An 18,783-nucleotide genomic window follows, 5' to 3' on the forward strand; every position below is an offset into this window, starting at 1 on the left:
CCCCTACTCGTGGCGCAACTGCGCCGGGTGCACGGTGCGGCGCAGCAGCGGCAGGGAGGTGGCGGTGGCCAGCAGGGCGGCGGCCAGCAGGCCGCCCGTGAGCAGCGCCGGCTCCAGCAGCGGCAGAGGGCGCCGCTCGTGGTGGAGCACGACGGGGAAGACGAGCGCCAGGCCGCAGCCGGCGCCGAGCAGCAGCGCCGGGACGAGGGGCAGCGCCGTCTCCAGCAGCGTGGCGCGCCACAGCACCTTCCGGGGCGTGCCCGCCGCGGCCAGGGCGGCCAGGGTCCGGCGGCGGGTCATGAGCGACTCCACGACGCCCACCGCGACGCCGCTCACGGTGACCGCACTGCCGATCAGGATGGCGAGCCCCGCCAGGTTCCAGCCGCCGATGTAGAAGGCCAGGTCGTCGGCGCTGTAGCCCGGATCCGCGCGCAGTCCGTCCAGCGTCACCCGGCGCATGGCCACCCAGCCCGCCCCCACCAGCGCCGCGAGCATCAGCACCGAGTGGGCCCGGGCCGCGGCCCAGGGGTCGTTGCGCAGCCGTTCCCCGGCGATCAGCAGCACCGGACGGCCCGACCGGGCGGCGAGCCGTCCAGTGAGCAGTGCCAGCCCCGCGCTGCTGTGGAGGAGCCCGTAGACGTACAGGACCACGAACGCCGGCACGACCACTGCGGTCGGCGCGCGGTCCAGCGCCACCCGCGTCCCCGCCAGCATCAGCGCGGTCCCCGCGAGCAGCGCCACCGGGCCCAGCAGCCAGCGGATCGCCCCGCTGCGCGGCGGGCGTCGCTTCGCGACCACGCCCAGCGGGTCGTGCGCCGACCGGCGGAGGGCGAACCGTGCCTCCAAGGTGGCCAGCACCGGCACCCCCAGGACGACCAGGACGGCGGGAAGCCACGGCACCGGCGCGTCGGTGGGCCAGGTCAGCGTCCCGCGGTCGTCCTGCACCGCCGCGACCACGGCCCGCAGCGCGAGGAAGCCCACCAGTCCGGCCACCGCCCCCAGGCCGCCGGCGGCGCCCGCCTCCAGTGCGGCGATCCGCCGGACCTGCCGCGGGGTGGCCCCGGACAGGCGGAGCGCGGCAAGCCGCCGCTCGCGCCGCAGCGCGCCGATGCGGGTGCACTGGCCGAGGAAGGCGACCACCGGGACCAGGAGCAGCAGGAGCACGGCGACGACCCCCGGCCGCAGCCCGGCGAGGTTGAGCAGGTCGTTGGTATAGCGGGGCGGCCCGTCCGCGTACCGGGTGCCGATCACGGCCACGACGGCGGCCGCCAGGGCGAAGCCCGTGCCGATGGCGGCGCCGAGCGCGGTGAGCGCCAGGCGCCACCACTCGCTGCGCGGGGAGCCCCGCAGTAGTGCCCAGGCCAGCAGGGCGTCCCCCCGAAGGCCCCTCACCGGGTCACCTCGGCGGCGGGCTCGTCCTCTGACTCGACGACGCCGTCCCGCACCGTCGCCTCGCGGTCGGCGTACGCCGCGACCTGGGCGTCGTGCGTGATCAGGAGCACGGCGGTACCGGACTCGCGGGCGGCGTGGACCAGGGCGGTCATGACCTGCTCACCGGCGAGGGAGTCCAGGGCCCCGGTCGGCTCGTCCGCGAAGACCGCCTTCGGGCCGGTGACCATCGCACGGGCCAGGGCGACGCGCTGTGCCTGCCCGCCCGACATCTCGCCCGGGCGCAGGGCGGCCTGACCGCGCACGCCGAAGCGCTCCAGCCAGGTGCCCGCACGGTCGTGGGCGGCGGCGCGGGAGGTCCCGGCCAGCAGCAGGGGCAGGGCCACGTTGTCCAGGGCGGTCAGTTCGCCGACCAGTTGGCCGAACTGGAAGACGACGCCGAAGTCGGTGCGCCGCAGCGTGGAGCGGCGGGTCTCCCCGGCCTGGTCGAGCCGCTCCGCGCCGGCCTCGCCGCCCGTGTAGCGGACCTCGCCCTCCTCCGGCCGGACGATGCCCGACATGCAGTGCAGCAGCGTGGACTTCCCGCTGCCGCTCGGGCCGGTGACGGCCAGGACCTCCCCGGGCAGCAGGCGCAGCGAGGCGCCGCGCAGGGCGTCGGTGGTGCCGTACCGCTTGACGAGGCCGCGGGCCTCGATCAGGGATGTGGTCATGCTGAGGTGACCTCCTCGGCCAGGGCGCCGAGGCGCTGCGCGGCGTTGTCGATCCAGCGCAGGTCGGCGTCGAGATGGGTGAGGGCGTAGTCGGCGGAGAGCACGGCCGACAGCGGGGCGCCGGGCGCGGTCTTCACCGCGGTGAGCTCGCGCATCCGGGCGAGGTGGGCTGCGCGCTGCAGGCGCAGGAACGCGGCGGGGTCGCCGTGGCCGGAGGCCATGATCGCCGTGACCTTGGCGAAGATCTCGTTGGCCGCACTGACGGGCGCGGGCGGTACGGGCTCGCCGAGCCAGCTCCGCAGTGCCAGCGAGCCCTGTTCGGTGAGCCGGTAGGTGGTGCGCTCCGGGCCGCCGTCGCTCTCGGTGGCGTCGACCTCGGCGAGGCCGTCGCGCACCAGGCGCTGCAGGCTGGTGTAGACCTGGCCGTAGGCGAGGGGGCGGGCCTGGGGGAAGCGTTCGTCGTGCCGCCGCTTCAGGTCGTAGCCGTGGCCGGGACCGGCGGCGAGCAGCCCCAGCAGGACGTTGCCGGTGCTCATGCGACGCGACCCCCCCTCTCTTCACTCAATACATGTACTCAGTGAATAGTGGCAGACGTGCGACCACCCCGCAACGGTCCGCAACGGTCCGCGGGCGCACGGCGGGCGGCAGGGGTGGGCTGCGGGGGTGGGCGGTCCCGGGTCAGTCGGTGACGGCGTACGCCTGCAACGAGTACAGCGAGTAGCCGTACTTCGTGCCGCGCTCCAACCCCTGCACGCGCAGGAAACGCGTGTCGGAGGGGGCGTCCAGCCGTACGGACTCGGTGCCGCCGCGGCCGTCGGAGATCACCGCCGCGGTGTGCCAGCTCTGCCCGTCGGCCGAGGTCAGGATTGTGTAGCGGGAGGCGTACGCGTCCTGCCAGCGCAGCACCACCCGGCCGATCCTGGCGGCCCGCGGGAGCTCGGCCTGCACCCAGGCGTCGTCCCGCACGGGGGAGGACCAGCGCGTCCCGGGGTCACCGTCGGTCAGCGCCGAGGCCGGGAAGTCGGCGGTCTCGTCACCGGAGGAGGTGGCCGGGGCGCCCGCGGCGAGGTCGGGGCCGCCGGTGCGCGGATAGGCGTGCACCGTGACGGTCTGCCGCACGGTGCGGCCCTCGGCGCGGAACGCCAGCGGCACCTCGTACAGGCCCGGCACCCCGTCCGCGGGCAGGGACAACCGCACCGGCACCACGACCTTGCCGCCGCGCGGCAGTTCCACCTCACCGGGCGTGACGGCCTCGACGCCCTCCGGGGCCTCGGCGGTCAGCGACACCCTGGCGGCGGCGGGCGAGGCGTCGGTCAGCTCCGCGGTGACGGTCGCGGGGGCGCCGCCGAGTTCCAGGTCGGTCTCGGTGCGGTCCAGGGTCATCCGGGCCGCCGGCCGGTCGGCGTACCAGGGCACGATCTCGTGGACGACCGGCGGGTGGGCCCCCGCCGACGGGGTGACCCGCACCGCGTCCGCCCGCAGGCCCTGCGCCGGCAGTTCGGTCCAGCCGCCGCCCAGCGAACCGAGCCGGTGCCAGCCCTGGCCGGGCACCCGCACCTCCACCGACCCGGCGGTACCCGGCCCGGTGTCGGTGAGCACGGTCAGCGCCTCCAGCGGGCGGGCCGAGCCGTACTCCAGGGTCAGCCCCCCGGCGGGCACGCGGACGGTGGTCGTGGCGTCGCCGTCGGCGGCCGCCAGGGACGCGGGGTCGGCGGCGAGGACACCGGAGGTGCCGTCGTCCTCCGTGCCGACGGTGAACTCCCGCACCGTCACGGCGTTCTCCTGAGCGGCGGTCGCGCGCAGCCGCACGTACCGGGCCCGGGTGCCCTCGGGCAGCCGCACGGTCACGCTCCGGTCGTCGTGCACCGTGGCGACGGTCCGCCAGCCGCCCTCGTCGCCCGCTGAGTACTCCAGCACCGCCTCGCGCAGGTAGTCGTCCCGCTCGGGGCCGCGCTGCGCGGCCCCCATGGCGACGCGCACGCTGCGGATCGTGCGGGTGCCGCCCAGGTCGACCCCGAAGGCGTCGTCCTGCTGGGGAGGGGCGTCGCTGGCCCAGGCGGTGCCGTCCTTGCCGTCGGTCATCAGCGACGGGTCGGTGGACCGGGCCGAACCCAGGGTGGCGGTGGCCTTGCGGCCAGCGGTGCGCACGCCGGTCCACGCGTCCGCCGTGGCGAGCGTCTTCGCCAGGAACGGGTCGAGCACCCCGTGGCCCACGGTGGCCGGGCTGTTCGCTATCCGCCGGCGGGCCCGCTCCAGCGCCAGCCGGTCCCGCCACGCGCCGGTGCCGTCACCCGCGCGCAGCGCCACCAGCATGTCGACGGCGTGCTCGCCCGCCGAACCGTACCGGGCCAGCTGGCTCAGCCACGGCCGCACCTCGCCGCCGAAGGAGCCGTCCGCCAGGCCGTCCAGGCGCTCCGGGGCGCCGCGCATCGTGGTGAACGCCCCGCGCAGCCGCCCGGCCGCCTTCTCCAGGCGCTCCCGGCCGCCGTTCGCGTAGGCGTCCAGGAACTCCGCGATGAGCGGCCGCAGATACGCCGACTCGCCCTCGTCCAGCGCCGAGGAGGCCTCGTTGCCCGCGAGGGCGCGCAGGGCGTCACGGGCTCCGGGATCGCGGCCCGCCAGGTCGTCGACGGCCGCGCGCCAGGAGGCCGCACGGTCGTACCCACGCGGGTTCCACGCGTAGTCGGCCACCGTGAACAGTGCGATCCGGGAGGCGGCGGGCTGGCGCATCGCCGTCGCCAGCAGTCCGGCGGACGCCGTCGCGACCGCGGGCTCACGTCCGGTGTAGGGGCCGAGGAAGATCCGGTCCTCGGCGAAGTCGTTGACCGGGTAGTCGTCCATCGTCAGCAGCGGGTGCTGCAGCGCCGCCCGGGCGTCGGCGATCTGCCGCCCGGTGATCTCCCCCGGGACGACGCCGACGCCCGTCCACGCCACCTCCACGCCCCGGTCGAGCACCCGGGCCAGCTCGCCCCGGAAGTCGGTGGCGCCGTCCTGGTAGTACTCCGTCGGCAGCAGCGACAGCGGTACGGCGGCCCCGTGGCGCTCCGCCAGGTGGGCGGCGAGCGCGTTGGCCACGTCGGCCTGCGCCCGGGCCGCGGCCTGCGGGCCGTCGCCGTACGCGTCCGCATCGGCGTCGCAGTGCCACTCGCTGTAGCTCACGTCCTGGAACTGCAACTGGAAGCCGCGCACGCCCAGCGCCCACATCGCGTCGGCCTTGCGCAGCAGCGCACTGCGGTCCTCCTGCGAGGAGAAGCACAGCGCCTGGCCCGGCGACACCGCCCACGCCAGCGTCACGTGGTTGGCCCGGGCCCGCTCGGCCAGGGCGCGGAACTCCGCGCGGCGCGCGGCGGGGTAGGGCTCGCGCCACCGCTCCTGGCGGTAGGGGTCGTCGCCGGGGGCGTACAAGTAGCGGTTCTGCTTGGTGCGGCCGAGGAAGTCCAGCTGGGCGAGCCGCTGCTCCTGGGTCCACGGCTCGCCGTAGAAGCTCTCGGTGACGCCGCGCGTCGCCGCCGCGGGCCAGTCGCGGACGACGACGCCCGCCAGGCCGCGCGCGGTCGTCAACTGCCGCAGCGTCTGCGCCGCGTGGAACAGCCCGTCCTCGCCCGCCCCGTCCATCGCCACGACGGTGCGGCCGCCGGTGCGTCCCACGGCGAGCCGGTAGCCGCCGGAGGGCAGGTCCCCGGTGGGCGCGGCGCCCAGGGCGCGCAGCGCGGTGTCGGCCCGCGCGCCGCCGGCGTAGACCACCAGCCCCCGCGGGTCCGCAGCCCCCTCGTGGAGCGCGGTCACGCCCGCGCCGCGCAGGATGGCGCGGAGGGCGTCCAGGGCGTGGGGGTCGGCCCCGGGCCCGGCGACCAGGGTCGCCGTGTCCGGTACGGCGAGGGTGCCGCCGCGACTGCGCAGCGACTGCGGCTTGGGGTGGACGGCGGGCGCGGCGTCCGCCGTCACGGTGCCGTCCGTGGTGCCGGGCGCCGTCGTCGGGACGAGGGGCGGAGCGGCCAGGGCGGCCGGCGTGGTCCCGAGCACCCCGCCGACGACGGCGGCGACGAGCGCTGCCGTGTGGGTCGCGGCGGTTCTCCTGCCCGGGGTCATGGTCCGACAGCCCATCACCCGCACGGAGCGCGTGTCAACGCAGCGACGCGCCCCTTCCGGCCGGTGCCCGCGGGCCGTACCGCCGGTAGCCGGCGGCGCTCGGGGACACGACCGGCCGGTCGAGGGAAAACCCCCGGCCGTCCCACCCCTCCCGCGTGCGAGGATGGCCGAAAACCCGACGAAGGAGACGGACACGTGCCCGGCACCAACCTCACCCGTGAGGAGGCGCGGCAGCGAGCGCGCCTGCTCACCGTGGACGCGTACGACATCGAGCTCGACCTGAGCGGGGCCCAGGAGGGCGGCACCTTCCGGTCGGTGACCACGGTGCGCTTCGACTCCGCCGAGGCGGGTGCCTCGACCTTCATCGACCTGGTCGCCCCCACGGTCCACGAGGTGGTGCTCAACGGCACCGCGCTGGACCCGGCCGAGGTCTTCGCGGACAGCCGCATCGCCCTGCCGTCGCTGCAGGCCGGCGCCAACGACCTGCGGGTCGTCGCGGACGCGGCGTACACCAACACCGGCGAGGGCCTGCACCGCTTCGTCGACCCGGTCGACAAGCAGGCCTACCTCTACACCCAGTTCGAGGTGCCGGACGCCCGCCGGGTCTTCGCCAACTTCGAGCAGCCCGACCTCAAGGCGAGCTTCACCTTCACCGTGAAGGCCCCGGTCGGCTGGACGGTCATCTCGAACTCCCCGACCCCCGAGCCGGTCGACAACGTCTGGAGCTTCGCGGCCACCCCGCGCATCTCCACGTACATCACCGCGCTGATCGCCGGCCCCTACCACGCCGTGCACAGCACCTGGGAGGGCGAGGGCGGCCGCAGCGTGCCGCTGGGCCTGTACTGCCGTCCCTCACTGACGGAGTTCCTCGACGCCGACGCCATCTTCGAGGTCACCCGGCAGGGCTTCGACTGGTTCGAGGAGAAGTTCGACTTCCCCTACCCCTTCGCCAAGTACGACCAGCTCTTCGTGCCGGAGTTCAACGCCGGCGCGATGGAGAACGCGGGCGCGGTCACCATCCGCGACCAGTACGTCTTCCGCTCCAAGGTGACCGACGCGGCCTACGAGGTGCGCGCCGAGACGATCCTCCACGAGCTGGCCCACATGTGGTTCGGTGACCTGGTCACCATGGAGTGGTGGAACGACCTGTGGCTGAACGAGTCGTTCGCCACCTACACCTCCATCGCCTGCCTGGCCTACGCGCCCGGCAGCCGTTGGCCGCACTCGTGGACCACCTTCGCCAACTCCATGAAGACCTGGGCGTACCGGCAGGACCAGCTGCCGTCCACCCACCCGATCATGGCGGAGATCAACGACCTGCAGGACGTCCAGGTCAACTTCGACGGCATCACCTACGCCAAGGGCGCCTCCGTCCTGAAGCAGCTGGTGGCCTACGTCGGCATGGACGAGTTCTTCACCGGCGTCCAGGCGTACTTCAAGCGCCACGCCTGGAAGAACACCCGTCTGGCCGACCTGCTGTCCGCCCTGGAGGAGACCTCCGGCCGCGACCTGAAGACCTGGTCGAAGAAGTGGCTGGAGACCGCCGGCATCAACATCCTCCGCCCGGAGATCGAGACCGCCGCCGACGGCACCATCACCTCCTTCGCCGTGCGCCAGGAGGCCCCGGCGCTGCCGGCCGGCGCCAAGGGCGAGTCGATCCTGCGGCCGCACCGCATCGCGATCGGCGCCTACGAGCTCCAGGACGGCAAGCTGGTCCGCGTCCAGCGCGTCGAGCTCGACGTCGACGGCGAGCTGACCGCGGTGCCCGAGTTCGTCGGCGTCACGCGCCCGGCGGTCGTGCTGCTCAACGACGACGACCTGTCGTACGCCAAGGTGCGGCTCGACGAGGTCTCGCTGGACACCGTCCGCGAGCACCTCGGCGACTTCACCGAGTCGCTGCCGCGCGCGCTGGTGTGGGCCTCGGCGTGGGACATGACCCGCGACGGCGAACTCGCCACCCGTGACTACCTGGAGCTGGTGCTCTCCGGCATCGGCAAGGAGTCCGACATCGGCGTGGTGCAGTCCCTGCACCGCCAGGTGAAGACGGCGCTGGAGCTGTACGCCGCGCCCGAGTGGCGCGAGACCGGCCTCGCCCGCTGGACCGAGGCGACGCTGGAGCACCTGCGCGCGGCAGCCCCCGGCAGCGACCACCAGCTCGCCTGGGCCCGCGCGTTCACCGCGACGGCCCGCACCAAGGACCAGCTGGACCTGATCGCCGGGCTGCTCGGCGGTACGGAGACGATCGAGGGCCTGGCCGTCGACACCGAGCTGCGCTGGTCCCTCCTGGAGCGGCTGGCCGCCACGGGCCGCGCCGACGAGGAGGCCATCGCCGCCGAGCTCGGCCGGGACGCCACGGCGGCCGGTGAGCGGCACGCGGCGACCGCGCGCGCCGCGCGTCCGACGGCGGAGGCGAAGGCCGGCGCGTGGGCCTCGGTCGTCGAGGCGGAGACGCTCACCAACGCCGTCCAGGAGGCGGTCATCGCCGGCTTCCACGAGCCGGACCAGCGCGAGCTGCTGGCGCCGTACACGCAGCGGTACTTCGCGGCGGTCTCGGACGTCTTCGCCTCCCGGAGCCACGAGATGGCCCAGCAGATCATCGTCGGGCTCTACCCGGCGCTCCAGGTCTCCCAGGACACCCTGGACGCCACCGACGCCTGGCTGGCGGCGGCCGATCCGGCGCCGGCGCTGCGGCGCATGGTGACGGAGTGCCGGGCCGGGGTCGAGCGTGCGCTGAAGGCCCAGGCCGCGGACGCGGCGGCCGGCTGACCGGCGGGCACAGCACTGTGAGGGCCCCCGCGGCGCACCGCCGCGGGGGCCCTCGGGTCTTCCGGGAGTCCTCCGCGCTCTGACCCGGGGGCGCGCGGGGCGCCGCGGGGGCTGCCGCCTCGCGACGTGCCGAGGAACGCTGGGCCGTTCGGGGAGCGCTACGCGCCGTCGCGGGGCCGGTCGCCGGCGATGCGGATGCCTGACGACGGGGGCGCGCCGGGGCCGCCGGACGGGCCGGAACGCTCCCGCGGGCGGTACGACCGGCACGAGGTGCCGGGGAACACCTGAAGCCGGGCCGCGGTGCTCCGCGGCCCGGTCAGCGAGGTGGGAAGGGGATCAGCCCTGGGCCTTGCGGGACTTGTCGGTCGCGACGACCAGACCCGCGATGACGAGGAACAGGGCGATCGGCAGGGCGACGTACAGGCCCAGCGTCTGGAGCACGCTCAGACCGGAACCCGGGTCGTCGCCGTCGTCGCGGGTGTTCGCGAACGCGGGGGACGACATCAGCAGCATCAGCGCCGTACCGGCCGTGACGGCACCGGCGCGCAGGGCGTTCTTGTTGAGCTTGTCCACGCTCTCAAAGTAGCGAACGCTCCGGCGGCCCGCGCGTCCGGGGTGGTGTTACAGCCCGCCGGGCGCCGCCATCGCGGTCCGCACCTCGTGCGCCAGCGCGTGCAGCCGGGGCGAGGCGGTCAGCTGCTCCAGGGTGAGCGGCCGGCCCTCGGCGTCCGCCACCGGCAGCCGCCAGTTGGGGTACTGGTCCCAGGTGCCCGGCAGGTTCTGCGGACGGCGGTCGCCGACCCCGTCCGGCAGCCAGACGCCGACCATGCGGGCCGGCGTCCGCGCCAGGAAGCGGTGGACGGCCTTGACGACCGCCTCCTCGTCGCGGGTGCCCTCCGGTAGCATCCCCAGCCGGCCGAGCAGCGCGAGCCACTCCGCGACCTCCACGGCGTCCTCGGCCTGCTCCACCTCCAGCGGCCGGGTCAGCAGGCCCAGCCGGTGCCGCAGCCCGACGTGCTCCCCGGTCAGCCGGGCCGCCGTCGTCGGCAGGTCGTGGGTGGTCACCGTCGCCAGCGCGTCCGCCCGCCAGGCCGCGGGCGGCAGCGGACGGGCGTGCGCGGAGCCGTGCGCCCCCTCCCAGTCGCGCTCGAACCAGAGCACCGACGTGCCGAGGATGCCCCGGTCGGCCAGTTCCTCGCGGACGCCCGGCTCGACCGTGCCGAGGTCCTCCCCTATGACGACGGCACCGGCGCGCTGCGCCTCCAGCGCGAGGACGCCGAGCATCGCCTCGGCGTCGTAACGGACGTACGCGCCCCGCGTCGGCGGCTCGCCCTCGGGCACCCACCACAGGCGGAAGAGCCCCATCACATGGTCGATGCGCAGGCCTCCCGCGTGCCGCAGCACGTTGCGCAGCAGGTCGCGGTAAGGCGCGTACCCCGTGGCGGCCAGGGCGTCCGGACGCCACGGCGGCAGGCCCCAGTCCTGGCCGTGGGCGTTGAAGGCGTCCGGCGGCGCGCCGACCGACATCCCGTGGGCGAGGGCGTCCTGCAGCGCCCAGGCGTCGGAACCGGAGGGGTGCACGCCGACCGCGAGGTCGTGGACGATGCCGACCGCCATGCCGGCGTCCCGCGCCGAACGCTGGGCTGCGGCCAGTTGCGCGTCCGTCAGCCAGGCCAGCCAGCAGTGGAAGTCGACCTGGTCCAGCCGCTCGCCGCGGAGCCGCGCGACCTGCCCCGAGCGCGGGTCGCGCAGCCCCGCCGGCCAGCCGCGCCACTGCGGGCCGTGCAGCTCGGCCAGCATCGACCAGGTGGCGTGGTCGTCCAGTGCCTGCCCCTGGTCCGCGAGGAAGTCGCAGTACGCGGCCCGCCGTCCCGGCGACAGCGGCACCTTGCGGACCAGCGCCAGCGCCTCGCGCTTCAGCTCCCACACCGCGTCACGGTCGATCAGGGCGTCCTTCAGCAGCACCGAGTCGCGCAGCACGGCCGCCTTGCGCAGCAGGTCCGCGGCCCGCTCGCGGTCGTCGGGGTCGAGGTAGGCGTACTCCGGGATCTCCTCCACCCGCAGGTACACCGGATCGGGGAAGCGCCGAGAGGACGGGCGGTACGGCGACGGGTCCGTGGGATGCCCTGGCACGGCCACGTGCAACGGGTTGACCTGCAGGAAGCCCGCGTGCAGCGCCCGGCCCGTCCAGGCCGCGAGGTCCGCGAGGTCGCCGAGGTCGCCCATGCCCCAGGACCGCGAGGACAGCACGGAGTACAGCTGCGCCATGAAGCCCAGGACCCGCTCCGGGGGCCCGGGCAGCCGTTCCGGCGCCACGACGAGCTGCGCCTGCGCCGTACGCCCGTCGGGGGCCTGCGCGCGCAGCACGTGCCGCCCCACGGGCAGCGGCGTGCCGCCGTCCCAGGTGGTCCCGCCGCCGTCCTCCGTCGTCAGCCGCAGCGCGGTGCCCTCGGGCAGCTGGTGCCGGAGCGGACGTCCCCTGCGCATCACGATGCTGCGGGGGAGCAGCCGCCGCCCCGCACGGTGATCGTGCTCCGCCAGCGCGTTCCGCACCGCCGCCGGGGTCGAGGCGTCGACGCCCAGCGCGGCCAGCACCGCCACGACCGTCCCGTCCGGCACGCGCACCTCGCGGTCCGGCGACGGACGGTAGGTGACGTCCACGCCGTGCAGCGCGGCGAGTCTGTCCCGGTCGGCGGCTTCGGTCATGGGATGCCCTCCTGGGGCGTCATCGCGGGTGCGCTTTCTCCGGACAGCCTCAGCCATACCCACTGCGTGGCCGCACAGTCGCATTCCGTGCACGTGCTCCCACCCAGGAGTGGCGGCACGTCGTGATCCCGGGTTGTGCCGCGAAGCCGCCCGCCCTCACCTACCTCCTCCGTCGGTACCCGTCATGCGCCCATACGACGGGAGGGGGTGTGTCGGGGCGCTCCCCCGGCCGAAGGCTGGGGGAGCGCGCCGGCGCAGCCCCGACTCAGGCACACGGTGCGAGGCCCGCACCGACCGACCGGGGCACTGGGCGGGCGGGCGGGAAATCCGCCCGCCGCAGGCGCAACGGACCCGCACACGAACAACCGGCCCGTACCCGAACGCACCCCGGGCCGCCGCTGCTCACGTGGGTGGCACGTCGAACGCGCGGGCCGTGCGGGCCCGCCAGGGGGAAGCGGCCTCCAGCTGGGCGGAGAGTGCGAGCAGGGGGCCCTCCTCGCCGTGCCGGGCGCCGAGCATCATGCCGATGGGCAACCCCGCCGGGGACCATTCCAGCGGCAGCGACACCGCGGGCAGCCCGGCGATGTTCCAGGGCGCGGTGAACGGCGTGAACGCCAGCTGCGCCGCGAAGTCGGCCTCCGGGTCGGCGTCGTCGCGCAGGGCGCCCACCGGGGCGGGGAGCTGCGCCAGCGTCGGGGTGAGCACCGCGTCGTACGGCTCGGCGGCCTCGGCCAGTTTGCGGCCCACGCCCTGCATCACCCCCAGCGTGCGGGCGTAGTCGAGGCCGCCCACGTCCTGCCCCTGGGCACGCAGCCAGCGGGTGAGCGGCAGCATGTCCCGCTCCCGTTCCGGTGACACGGGCGTCAGCGCCGCCAGTACGGCCCACACCGGGGTGAAAGCGTCGCGGTCGCCGGGGGCGAGCGGCTGCGGCACGTCCACGACCTCGTGACCGAGCCCGGCCAGCAGCGCCGAGGTGCGTTCGTACGCCGCCAGCACCTGAGGGTCGACCCGTACGCCCGCGACGTCCGGCACCGCCCAGCGGGCGATCCGCAGCCGGCGCGGCTCCCGCTCGCACCACTGCAGGAACGACCGCTCCGGCGGCGGCAGCCGGAAGGGGTCTCCGGGCGCGGGCACCGCCAGCACGTCGAGCAGGGCGGCGGTGTCGCGGACCGTGCGCGCGATGGGCCCGTTGACGGCCAGTCCGCTCCCGTCGCCCCACGGCGCGGGGCTGACCCGGCCCCGGCTGGGCTTCAGCCCGACGACCCCGCAGCAGCTCGCCGGGATGCGGATCGAGCCGCCCCCGTCGCTGCCGTGCGCCGCCGCCGCGAGCCCGGCCGCCACGGCCGCAGCCGCGCCGCCGCTGCTGCCGCCGGCGCCGCGCGCGAGGTCGTACGGGGTACGGGCGGGCGGGCCCACGGCGCCCTCGGTGTAGGCGGGCAGCCCGAATTCGGGGGTGCTGGTCTTCCCCGTCAGGACGGTCCCCGCGTCCCGCAGCAGACGGACGAGGTGGGCGTCCTGGTCGGCGACCCGGTCGGCGAAGACCGCCGATCCGGAGGTGAAGCGCACCCCGGCGACCGGCGTCAGGTCCTTCACCGGCACCGGCACGCCGAGCAGCGGAGGCAGCCGCCCGCCCTTCTTGAGCACGCGTTCGGCGCGCCGCGCGTCGGCCAGGGCCCGTTCGGGCGTGACGGTCAGGTAGGCCCCGAGGACGGGGTCGAGCCGCTCGATCCGGTCGAGGTAGTGGGCCGTCAGCTCCACGGGCGACAACGCACCCGCCCGGATGGCCGCGGCCTGCTCCAGCATCGTCAGTTCATGAGGGGCGGACACCCCGCCAGGTTAGGGCCTGCCCCGGGACCGGACGCGAGGTGAACGGTGAGGTGAACGTTTTCCGCCGCTGCTGCGTCATAGGGGAAATCGCGGAAGGGGAGGGGCGTGGCGCTGCTGAGACGGAGGTCCCGGCCGGGGGAGGGGGAGGACCCCCTCGCGCCGGAGCACCTCGATCGCGTACGGGCGGTCCTGGCCCTCGGCGGGGTGCCGGCGGGGGACCTGCAGGACGGGGTGCAGCAGGTGCGGCTGAAGCTGCTGGAGCACCGGGCGGGCGGCCGCGAGCCGCTGCGGGACCCGGGGGCGTGGGCGGCCGTCGCCGCCTCCAACGTGGCGATGGACTGGCACCGTTCGCGACGCCGTCAGCAGCGGCTCGGCGAACGCCTGGCGGCCCTGGCGCCCCGGGACGAGGCCCGGCACGGCGGGGGAGAGGCGCACGTGCTGGCCCTGGCGGTCGCCGACGGCCTGCAGGAACTCCCGCCGCAGCAGCGGCAGGTGCTGACGCTGCGCTTCTACGCGGATCTGCCCGTGGCGCAGATCGCCACGGCGCTCGGTGTCCCGGAGGGCACGGTCAAGAGCCGTTTGCACGCCGCCGTCCGCGCGCTGCGCGGCCGGCTGCACACCAAGGAGGTGGTGTGACGATGAGCGGGAACGAGCACAGGGCATACGCGGCGGATCAGACGGACGAGGCACTGTCGGCCGCCCTCGCGGACGTGCCGCCGGAGGTGTCCGCCGACAGCGAGGCGTACCGGGCGTACGACGCCGCGCGCGCCGACGTGGCCCTGCTGCGCACGCAAGTGCGGCTGATCGGCGACGCCCTCGCCGCACGGCCCGCACCGGCCGTGGAACGACGCCCCCGCGGGCGCAGGGCGCTCGCGCTGTGCCTGGCCGCGGTCGTGGCGGGCGTGGTGGCGGTCACCGGGGTCGTCCTGGCGAGGAACGCGGCCGTGGGCGACCGCTCGGCGGCGGGCGACGCGAAGCCCACGCCGGAGGGCATCGTCGCCTGCGCGCGCGACATCGCCGAGGGCACCGTGCGCGAGGTGACGCCCACCGGGGGGCCGGGGGACCTGCGCGTGGTGATGGACGTCGACCGCCGCCTCAAGCCCGCCGTGGGCGACCCCCGGCTGACGTTCACGATCCACGTCGACGACGACCACGACGACGTGGCCCCGCCCCCCGGACCCGGCTCCCGGGTCCTGGCGATGGTCTCCGTCCTCCCCGGCGAGCCGGTGGACCTGTACGAGGGCGCCGCGGACATCGCCTCCGCCCGCGCCTGGATGGAGAAGGCACTTGCGGCCTCCCGGGGCCTGCCGTGCGAGAGCGACACCGGATGAGAGGGGTGAAGGACATGGGACGCAGGACGGGACCGGCCCTCACTGCGGCGGCGCTGCTCGCGCTCGCCGCGCTCGCCGGCTGCGGGGCCGGCAGCGGCGAGACCGGCTCCGAGTCGGTCCGCAGCACCGACGCGGAAGTGCTGGCCTGCACCGAACTCGTCGCCGAGGGGACGGTGCTGCGGGTGACGCCCGCGGAGGGACCGGACCGGGTGTCGGTGCGGATGGAGGTGGACCGCTACCTCAAGGGGGAGCGAGCAGACCGCCGGCTGACCTTCCCCGTCGACCGCGACGAGGAGGGGGAGCCCGAGATGGCCGTGGGGAGTCGGCTGCTCGTCAGCGTGATGCTGCGGCCCGCGGGCTACACCTTCGTCCGCCAGGGCGAGGACATCGCCCCTGCGCGGGAGTGGATGGAGCGGGCGCTGCCCCGCTCGCGCACGCTGCGCTGCGGGGAGCAGGAGTACGAGTGGCGGCAGAGCTGAAGGGGCGGGCGCTCCGGGGAGCGCCCGCCCCTTCAGGCGGTGATCAGGCCGTGGCCGCGGGTCAGCCCGCGTTGACCTTGTTGATCAGCACGCTGCCGGTGCCGGCGGCGGTGCCGTCGGCGTTGAGCAGCTGGACCTCGCCGAAGAACTGACGTCCCTCGGGAGCCGGGGCCGCGACCAGGACGTTCGCCGCGACGTTCGCGGAGGCGCCGTTGGCCAGCGGCACGGTCGCCGCCTCGTCCACGGACACCGAGCCCAGCGTCGTCGAGTAGAAGACGTCGCGGTAGTCGTACTCGGTGGTGCCGGCCGGGACCGAGTAGCCGTCCACCGTGATGGTGTACGTGCCGGCCGCCGGGTTGGCGATGCTCACGGCCTCCTCCGAGTCGCCGTCCGCGGACTGGCCGACCACCGCGCCGTTGAGGGACACGGTCAGGTCGAGGTCCGCGGAGGTGTCGGAGGTGCCGCCGATGGCGACGTCCAGCCGGGACGCGCCCGCGGGGACGACGACCGTGCTGGTGACGCTGTCACCGTCGGCGATCGTCTTGCGCGCCGCCGCGGCGGAGCCGAGCGCACCGCCCTTCAGCTTGCCCTGCACCGGGGCGTAGCCGTTGGTGACCTTCCACGAGACCGGGGCGGCGGTGCCGACCGTGGCCTCCTCGACGGTCTGGACCTCGGGGTCGAAGGAGACGCCGAGCGCGGTCGCGGTCAGGTTGTACGGGTTGTTCAGCACCGGCGAGGTACGGCGCGCCTCGACCTCGATCTCCCACACGCCCGGGATCGGGTTGGCGTAGGAGCGCAGGTCGGGACGGCACCCGTTGGTGGTGGTGTAGTTCGGGTAGCAGAACGTCGTCGTGGTGTTGTCCGCCGGGACGCCCCACGGGGTGATCGCGATGAAGCGCGTCTGGCTGCCGGTGGCCAGGCCGCCCATCTTGACCTCGAGCGTCTTGGCGCCCTCGGGGACGGTCACGAAGTAGGACTTGGTGCCGTTGCGCTGCACCGAGCCCGACGCCTTGACCGCGAACGACGGCTTGGCCTGCGCGGAGGCCACGACCACGGTGTTGAGGATCTGCTGGTCGGTGCCGCGCGTCGAGGGGTCGTCGACCGTCAGGATCGCGCTGTGCAGACCGTTGGAACCGGGCTTGGCCTTGACGCGTACGGTCACCGGCTTGTTCAGCGGCAGCCGCACGTCGTCGCCGTCGGCGAAGCGGAAGGTGCCGTCGTTGTTCACCCAGTCCAGGTCGTGCCGGACGGAGCGGTCCGGACCGGTGGTGCGGGTGATGGTGACGTCGTACGTCCTGCTCTGACCGGCCTTCAGGCCGCCCTCGCGGTCGTAGATGCCGGTGCCGTAGCCCGGGGTCGCCAGGAACTGCGACAGGGCCGTGGAGACCGGGGCCTTGACCGTGTAGGTGTGGGCGCCGGCACCGGCCCTGATCAGCCGCCAGGCGTCCTCGATGTCGATCAGGCCGGAGCCCTGGGCGTACGCCGGGACGTCCTTGATCTTGTGCGCCGTGCTGGTCAGCGCCGTGCGCAGGGCCGCCGGGGTCAGCGCGATGCGGGCCTGCTTGGCCGCGGACAGCAGCAGCGCGGAGGCACCGGCCGCCTGCGGGGAGGCCATCGACGTGCCCTGCAGCATGGCGTAGCCGGGCGGCAGGGTGTAGCCGGCCTCGGCGACCGGGCCACCGGGCTCCCAGGTCGGGATGGTGTTGATGGAGGCACCCGGCGCGGAGATGATCGGCGCGAAGCCGCCGTCCTCACGCGGACCGCGCGAGGAGAAGGGCATCATGTCGTACGCCTTGGTCACCTGCGAGCCGTAGTTGGCCGCCCAGGTCTCCTTGGAGATGGTGGCGCCGACGCTCAGGACCTTGTCGGCCAGGCCGGGGTCGCCGATGGTGTTGGCGCCGGGGCCGCTGTTGCCGGCCGAGATGACCAGCTGCACGCCGAAGTCGTCGATGAGGCGGGTGTACAGCTGCGCGCGGACGTTGTTGCCGTCGTTCAGCGCGGGCAGGCCGCCGATGGACATGTTGACGATGTCCACACCGCGGTTGACCACCAGGTCGATCATGCCCTCGGTCAGCGCCACGTTGGTGCAGCCGCCGGACCAGGTGCAGGCGCGCGACGAGACGATCTTCGCGCCCGGCGCCGCGCCGTTCATCTTGCCGCCGAACAGGCCGTTGGCGGAGGTGATGCCCGCGACGTGGGTGCCGTGCTCGGACTCGATGACGCCGATGTTGACGAAGTCGGCCTTCTTGCCGACCCAGGTGCCGCCGTACGGGTCCGTGGGGACGTCCTTGCGGACCTGCACCACGAAGGGGATCCGCTCGGAGATGGCGGTGGCGGGGTTGTCGGTGCCGAAGTAGCCGATCTGGAAGCCGTCCTTGTACGGCTTCATCTCGGTGTCGTCGGTGAAGTCCCCGTTGTCGTTCAGGTCGAGGCGGACGGTGCCCTTCGCCGGGTCGTACAGCACGCCCCAGTAGTCGGTGGTGTCGCCGTCGCGGTTGAGGTCACCGGCCATGTCGCCGCCGACGGTGGCGGACTCGAAGAAGACCGTGACCTGCTGCGTCGCCTCGGGGGCGGTCCAGGTGCGGCCCTGGTAGGTGACGCGCGGACCGTTGGTCATGCGGCGCCAGGTGGCGTCGCCGTCGGTGATCGGGTCGGTCGCGGTGACCCAGTCGACGATCTTGCGCTCGCCGGTCGTGGTCTTCTGCAGCGCCGGGTGGCCGAGGTCGACGCCCGAGTCGAGGATGCCGATGGTGACGCCGCGGCCGTCGGCCTTCGGGTTGTCCTTGACGAAGTCCACCGCGCCGGTCTCGAAGGCCGGCTGGTAGGGGTTCTTCGCCGGGGTCTTCGCGTCGGGACCCGGGTAGGTGGTGGAGCCGTGGCCGTGACCCTTCGAGGACCCCTTGTCGCCGTCGGCCGACGGGGACGGGTCGTCGAGGACGATCTCCTGCTTGAGGTCGATCGCCTGCACCGACGAGAGCTTCTGCGCCGCCGCGATCGCCGCGTCCGCCTTGCCCGTCGGGACCGTGGCGCGGACGTAGCCGAGGTTGTCGTAGGTCCGGTCCACCGACGCGCCCTTGAGCGCGCCGAGCTCGTCCGAGACCTGCTCGGTGGAGCCCTTCTTGGTGGCGATCATGAGGGTGACGTTCTTGTCGCCACCGGCCTTGGCCTCGGCGAGCAGTTCGGCGTCGGCCGTTCCGAGCTTGTTGTGCGCGGTCTTGACCGCCGCGTCCGCCGGGTCGCCGGTCGCGTCGGCGAAAGCGGTGGAGGCGGAGATTCCGGTCGTCGTCAGCGCGGCCACCAGGCCCGCCGCGAGCGCGACACGGACCACGCGTCTCTTCCCGCGTATGTGATCGAGAGACATGGGCATCCTGTTCAAGATTTGGGCGCCAGTTGACCGACACATTGCGCCATCCGCGGGGTTGTTGGGGAGTGCCGTAGATGGCGTAAGACCGACATGACGCGAATACGTCAAGAAGCCGGGACCCG

At 74.6% G+C, this 18,783-nt stretch carries 12 protein-coding genes; 4 read left to right on the top strand and 8 right to left on the bottom strand.

Translation table 11 applies throughout. The features are described 5' to 3' along the window. Positions 1-3 precede the first annotated feature (3 nt). The 4 genes from ABZ312_RS13475 to ABZ312_RS13490 all read right to left on the bottom strand — a co-directional run bounded on the left by ABZ312_RS13475 (position 4) and on the right by ABZ312_RS13490 (position 6,188). Positions 4-1,392: an FtsX-like permease family protein gene (locus tag ABZ312_RS13475; RefSeq protein ID WP_500437658.1), complete on the bottom strand. Its 1,389-nt coding sequence runs from the start codon at positions 1,390-1,392 to the stop codon at positions 4-6. Then, the gene (locus ABZ312_RS13480) at positions 1,389-2,099 is read right to left on the bottom strand and encodes an ABC transporter ATP-binding protein (protein WP_500360833.1); all 711 of its coding nucleotides are present in this window, start codon (positions 2,097-2,099) and stop codon (positions 1,389-1,391) included. Before ABZ312_RS13480 ends, ABZ312_RS13475 begins: the two co-directional genes overlap by 4 nt. Beyond that, positions 2,096-2,635: a PadR family transcriptional regulator gene (locus tag ABZ312_RS13485; protein ID WP_499511918.1), complete on the bottom strand. Its 540-nt coding sequence runs from the start codon at positions 2,633-2,635 to the stop codon at positions 2,096-2,098. Before ABZ312_RS13485 ends, ABZ312_RS13480 begins: the two co-directional genes overlap by 4 nt. A gap of 142 nt (positions 2,636-2,777) precedes the next feature. Next, positions 2,778-6,188, bottom strand: coding sequence for a beta-N-acetylglucosaminidase domain-containing protein (locus tag ABZ312_RS13490; protein WP_500360503.1), 3,411 nt, complete (start codon positions 6,186-6,188; stop codon positions 2,778-2,780). Between the two features lie 195 nt (positions 6,189-6,383). On the opposite strand from ABZ312_RS13490, the gene pepN reads away from it, so the two are divergent. Continuing rightward, positions 6,384-8,954, top strand: coding sequence for an aminopeptidase N (gene pepN, locus ABZ312_RS13495; RefSeq protein WP_500360501.1), 2,571 nt, complete (start codon positions 6,384-6,386; stop codon positions 8,952-8,954). A 336-nt stretch (positions 8,955-9,290) separates the two neighbouring features. Here pepN and ABZ312_RS13500 read toward each other — a convergent pair whose 3' ends face one another. The 3 genes from ABZ312_RS13500 to ABZ312_RS13510 form a co-directional block, all read right to left on the bottom strand. Continuing rightward, the gene (locus ABZ312_RS13500) at positions 9,291-9,527 is read right to left on the bottom strand and encodes a hypothetical protein (protein WP_499517072.1); all 237 of its coding nucleotides are present in this window, start codon (positions 9,525-9,527) and stop codon (positions 9,291-9,293) included. Positions 9,528-9,575: 48 nt separating this feature from the next. Continuing rightward, positions 9,576-11,660: a 4-alpha-glucanotransferase gene (malQ, locus tag ABZ312_RS13505; protein ID WP_500322893.1), complete on the bottom strand. Its 2,085-nt coding sequence runs from the start codon at positions 11,658-11,660 to the stop codon at positions 9,576-9,578. Between the two features lie 402 nt (positions 11,661-12,062). After that, positions 12,063-13,487 carry an amidase gene (locus ABZ312_RS13510; RefSeq protein ID WP_500322895.1) on the bottom strand — a complete coding sequence of 475 codons (1,425 nt, stop codon included), beginning with the start codon at positions 13,485-13,487 and terminating at the stop codon, positions 12,063-12,065. 111 nt (positions 13,488-13,598) lie between these two features. Between ABZ312_RS13510 and ABZ312_RS13515 the strand changes: the two genes are divergently transcribed. The 3 genes from ABZ312_RS13515 to ABZ312_RS13525 are packed head-to-tail and all read left to right on the top strand — an operon-like array spanning position 13,599 to position 15,297. Then, positions 13,599-14,123 carry a sigma-70 family RNA polymerase sigma factor gene (locus ABZ312_RS13515; RefSeq protein ID WP_500323053.1) on the top strand — a complete coding sequence of 175 codons (525 nt, stop codon included), beginning with the start codon at positions 13,599-13,601 and terminating at the stop codon, positions 14,121-14,123. A gap of 2 nt (positions 14,124-14,125) precedes the next feature. Next, the gene (locus tag ABZ312_RS13520) at positions 14,126-14,818 is read left to right on the top strand and encodes a hypothetical protein (RefSeq protein WP_500322896.1); all 693 of its coding nucleotides are present in this window, start codon (positions 14,126-14,128) and stop codon (positions 14,816-14,818) included. A gap of 14 nt (positions 14,819-14,832) precedes the next feature. Further along, a complete protein-coding gene (locus ABZ312_RS13525) occupies positions 14,833-15,297 on the top strand; it encodes a hypothetical protein (RefSeq protein ID WP_500322897.1) in 465 nt (154 codons plus the stop codon). A 61-nt stretch (positions 15,298-15,358) separates the two neighbouring features. Here ABZ312_RS13525 and ABZ312_RS13530 read toward each other — a convergent pair whose 3' ends face one another. Continuing rightward, positions 15,359-18,658, bottom strand: coding sequence for a S8 family serine peptidase (locus ABZ312_RS13530; RefSeq protein WP_500437660.1), 3,300 nt, complete (start codon positions 18,656-18,658; stop codon positions 15,359-15,361). Between the last annotated feature and the right edge of the window lie 125 nt (positions 18,659-18,783).

This window comes from Streptomyces sp. NPDC006207 (assembly GCF_040613835.1).
Taxonomy (GTDB): Bacteria; Actinomycetota; Actinomycetes; order Streptomycetales; family Streptomycetaceae; genus Actinacidiphila.

What these genes read in the sequence shown, in the direction of transcription:
- ABZ312_RS13480 (WP_500360833.1), bottom strand. Translation starts at nt 2,099, where the DNA reads ATGACCACATCCCTGATCGAGGCCCGCGGCCTCGTCAAGCGGTACGGC.
- ABZ312_RS13485 (WP_499511918.1), bottom strand. Translation starts at nt 2,635, where the DNA reads ATGAGCACCGGCAACGTCCTGCTGGGGCTGCTCGCCGCCGGTCCCGGC.
- ABZ312_RS13490 (WP_500360503.1), bottom strand. Translation starts at nt 6,188, where the DNA reads ATGACCCCGGGCAGGAGAACCGCCGCGACCCACACGGCAGCGCTCGTC.
- malQ (WP_500322893.1), bottom strand. Translation starts at nt 11,660, where the DNA reads ATGACCGAAGCCGCCGACCGGGACAGACTCGCCGCGCTGCACGGCGTG.
- ABZ312_RS13520 (WP_500322896.1), top strand. Translation starts at nt 14,126, where the DNA reads ATGAGCGGGAACGAGCACAGGGCATACGCGGCGGATCAGACGGACGAG.
- ABZ312_RS13525 (WP_500322897.1), top strand. Translation starts at nt 14,833, where the DNA reads ATGGGACGCAGGACGGGACCGGCCCTCACTGCGGCGGCGCTGCTCGCG.
- ABZ312_RS13530 (WP_500437660.1), bottom strand. Translation starts at nt 18,658, where the DNA reads ATGTCTCTCGATCACATACGCGGGAAGAGACGCGTGGTCCGTGTCGCG.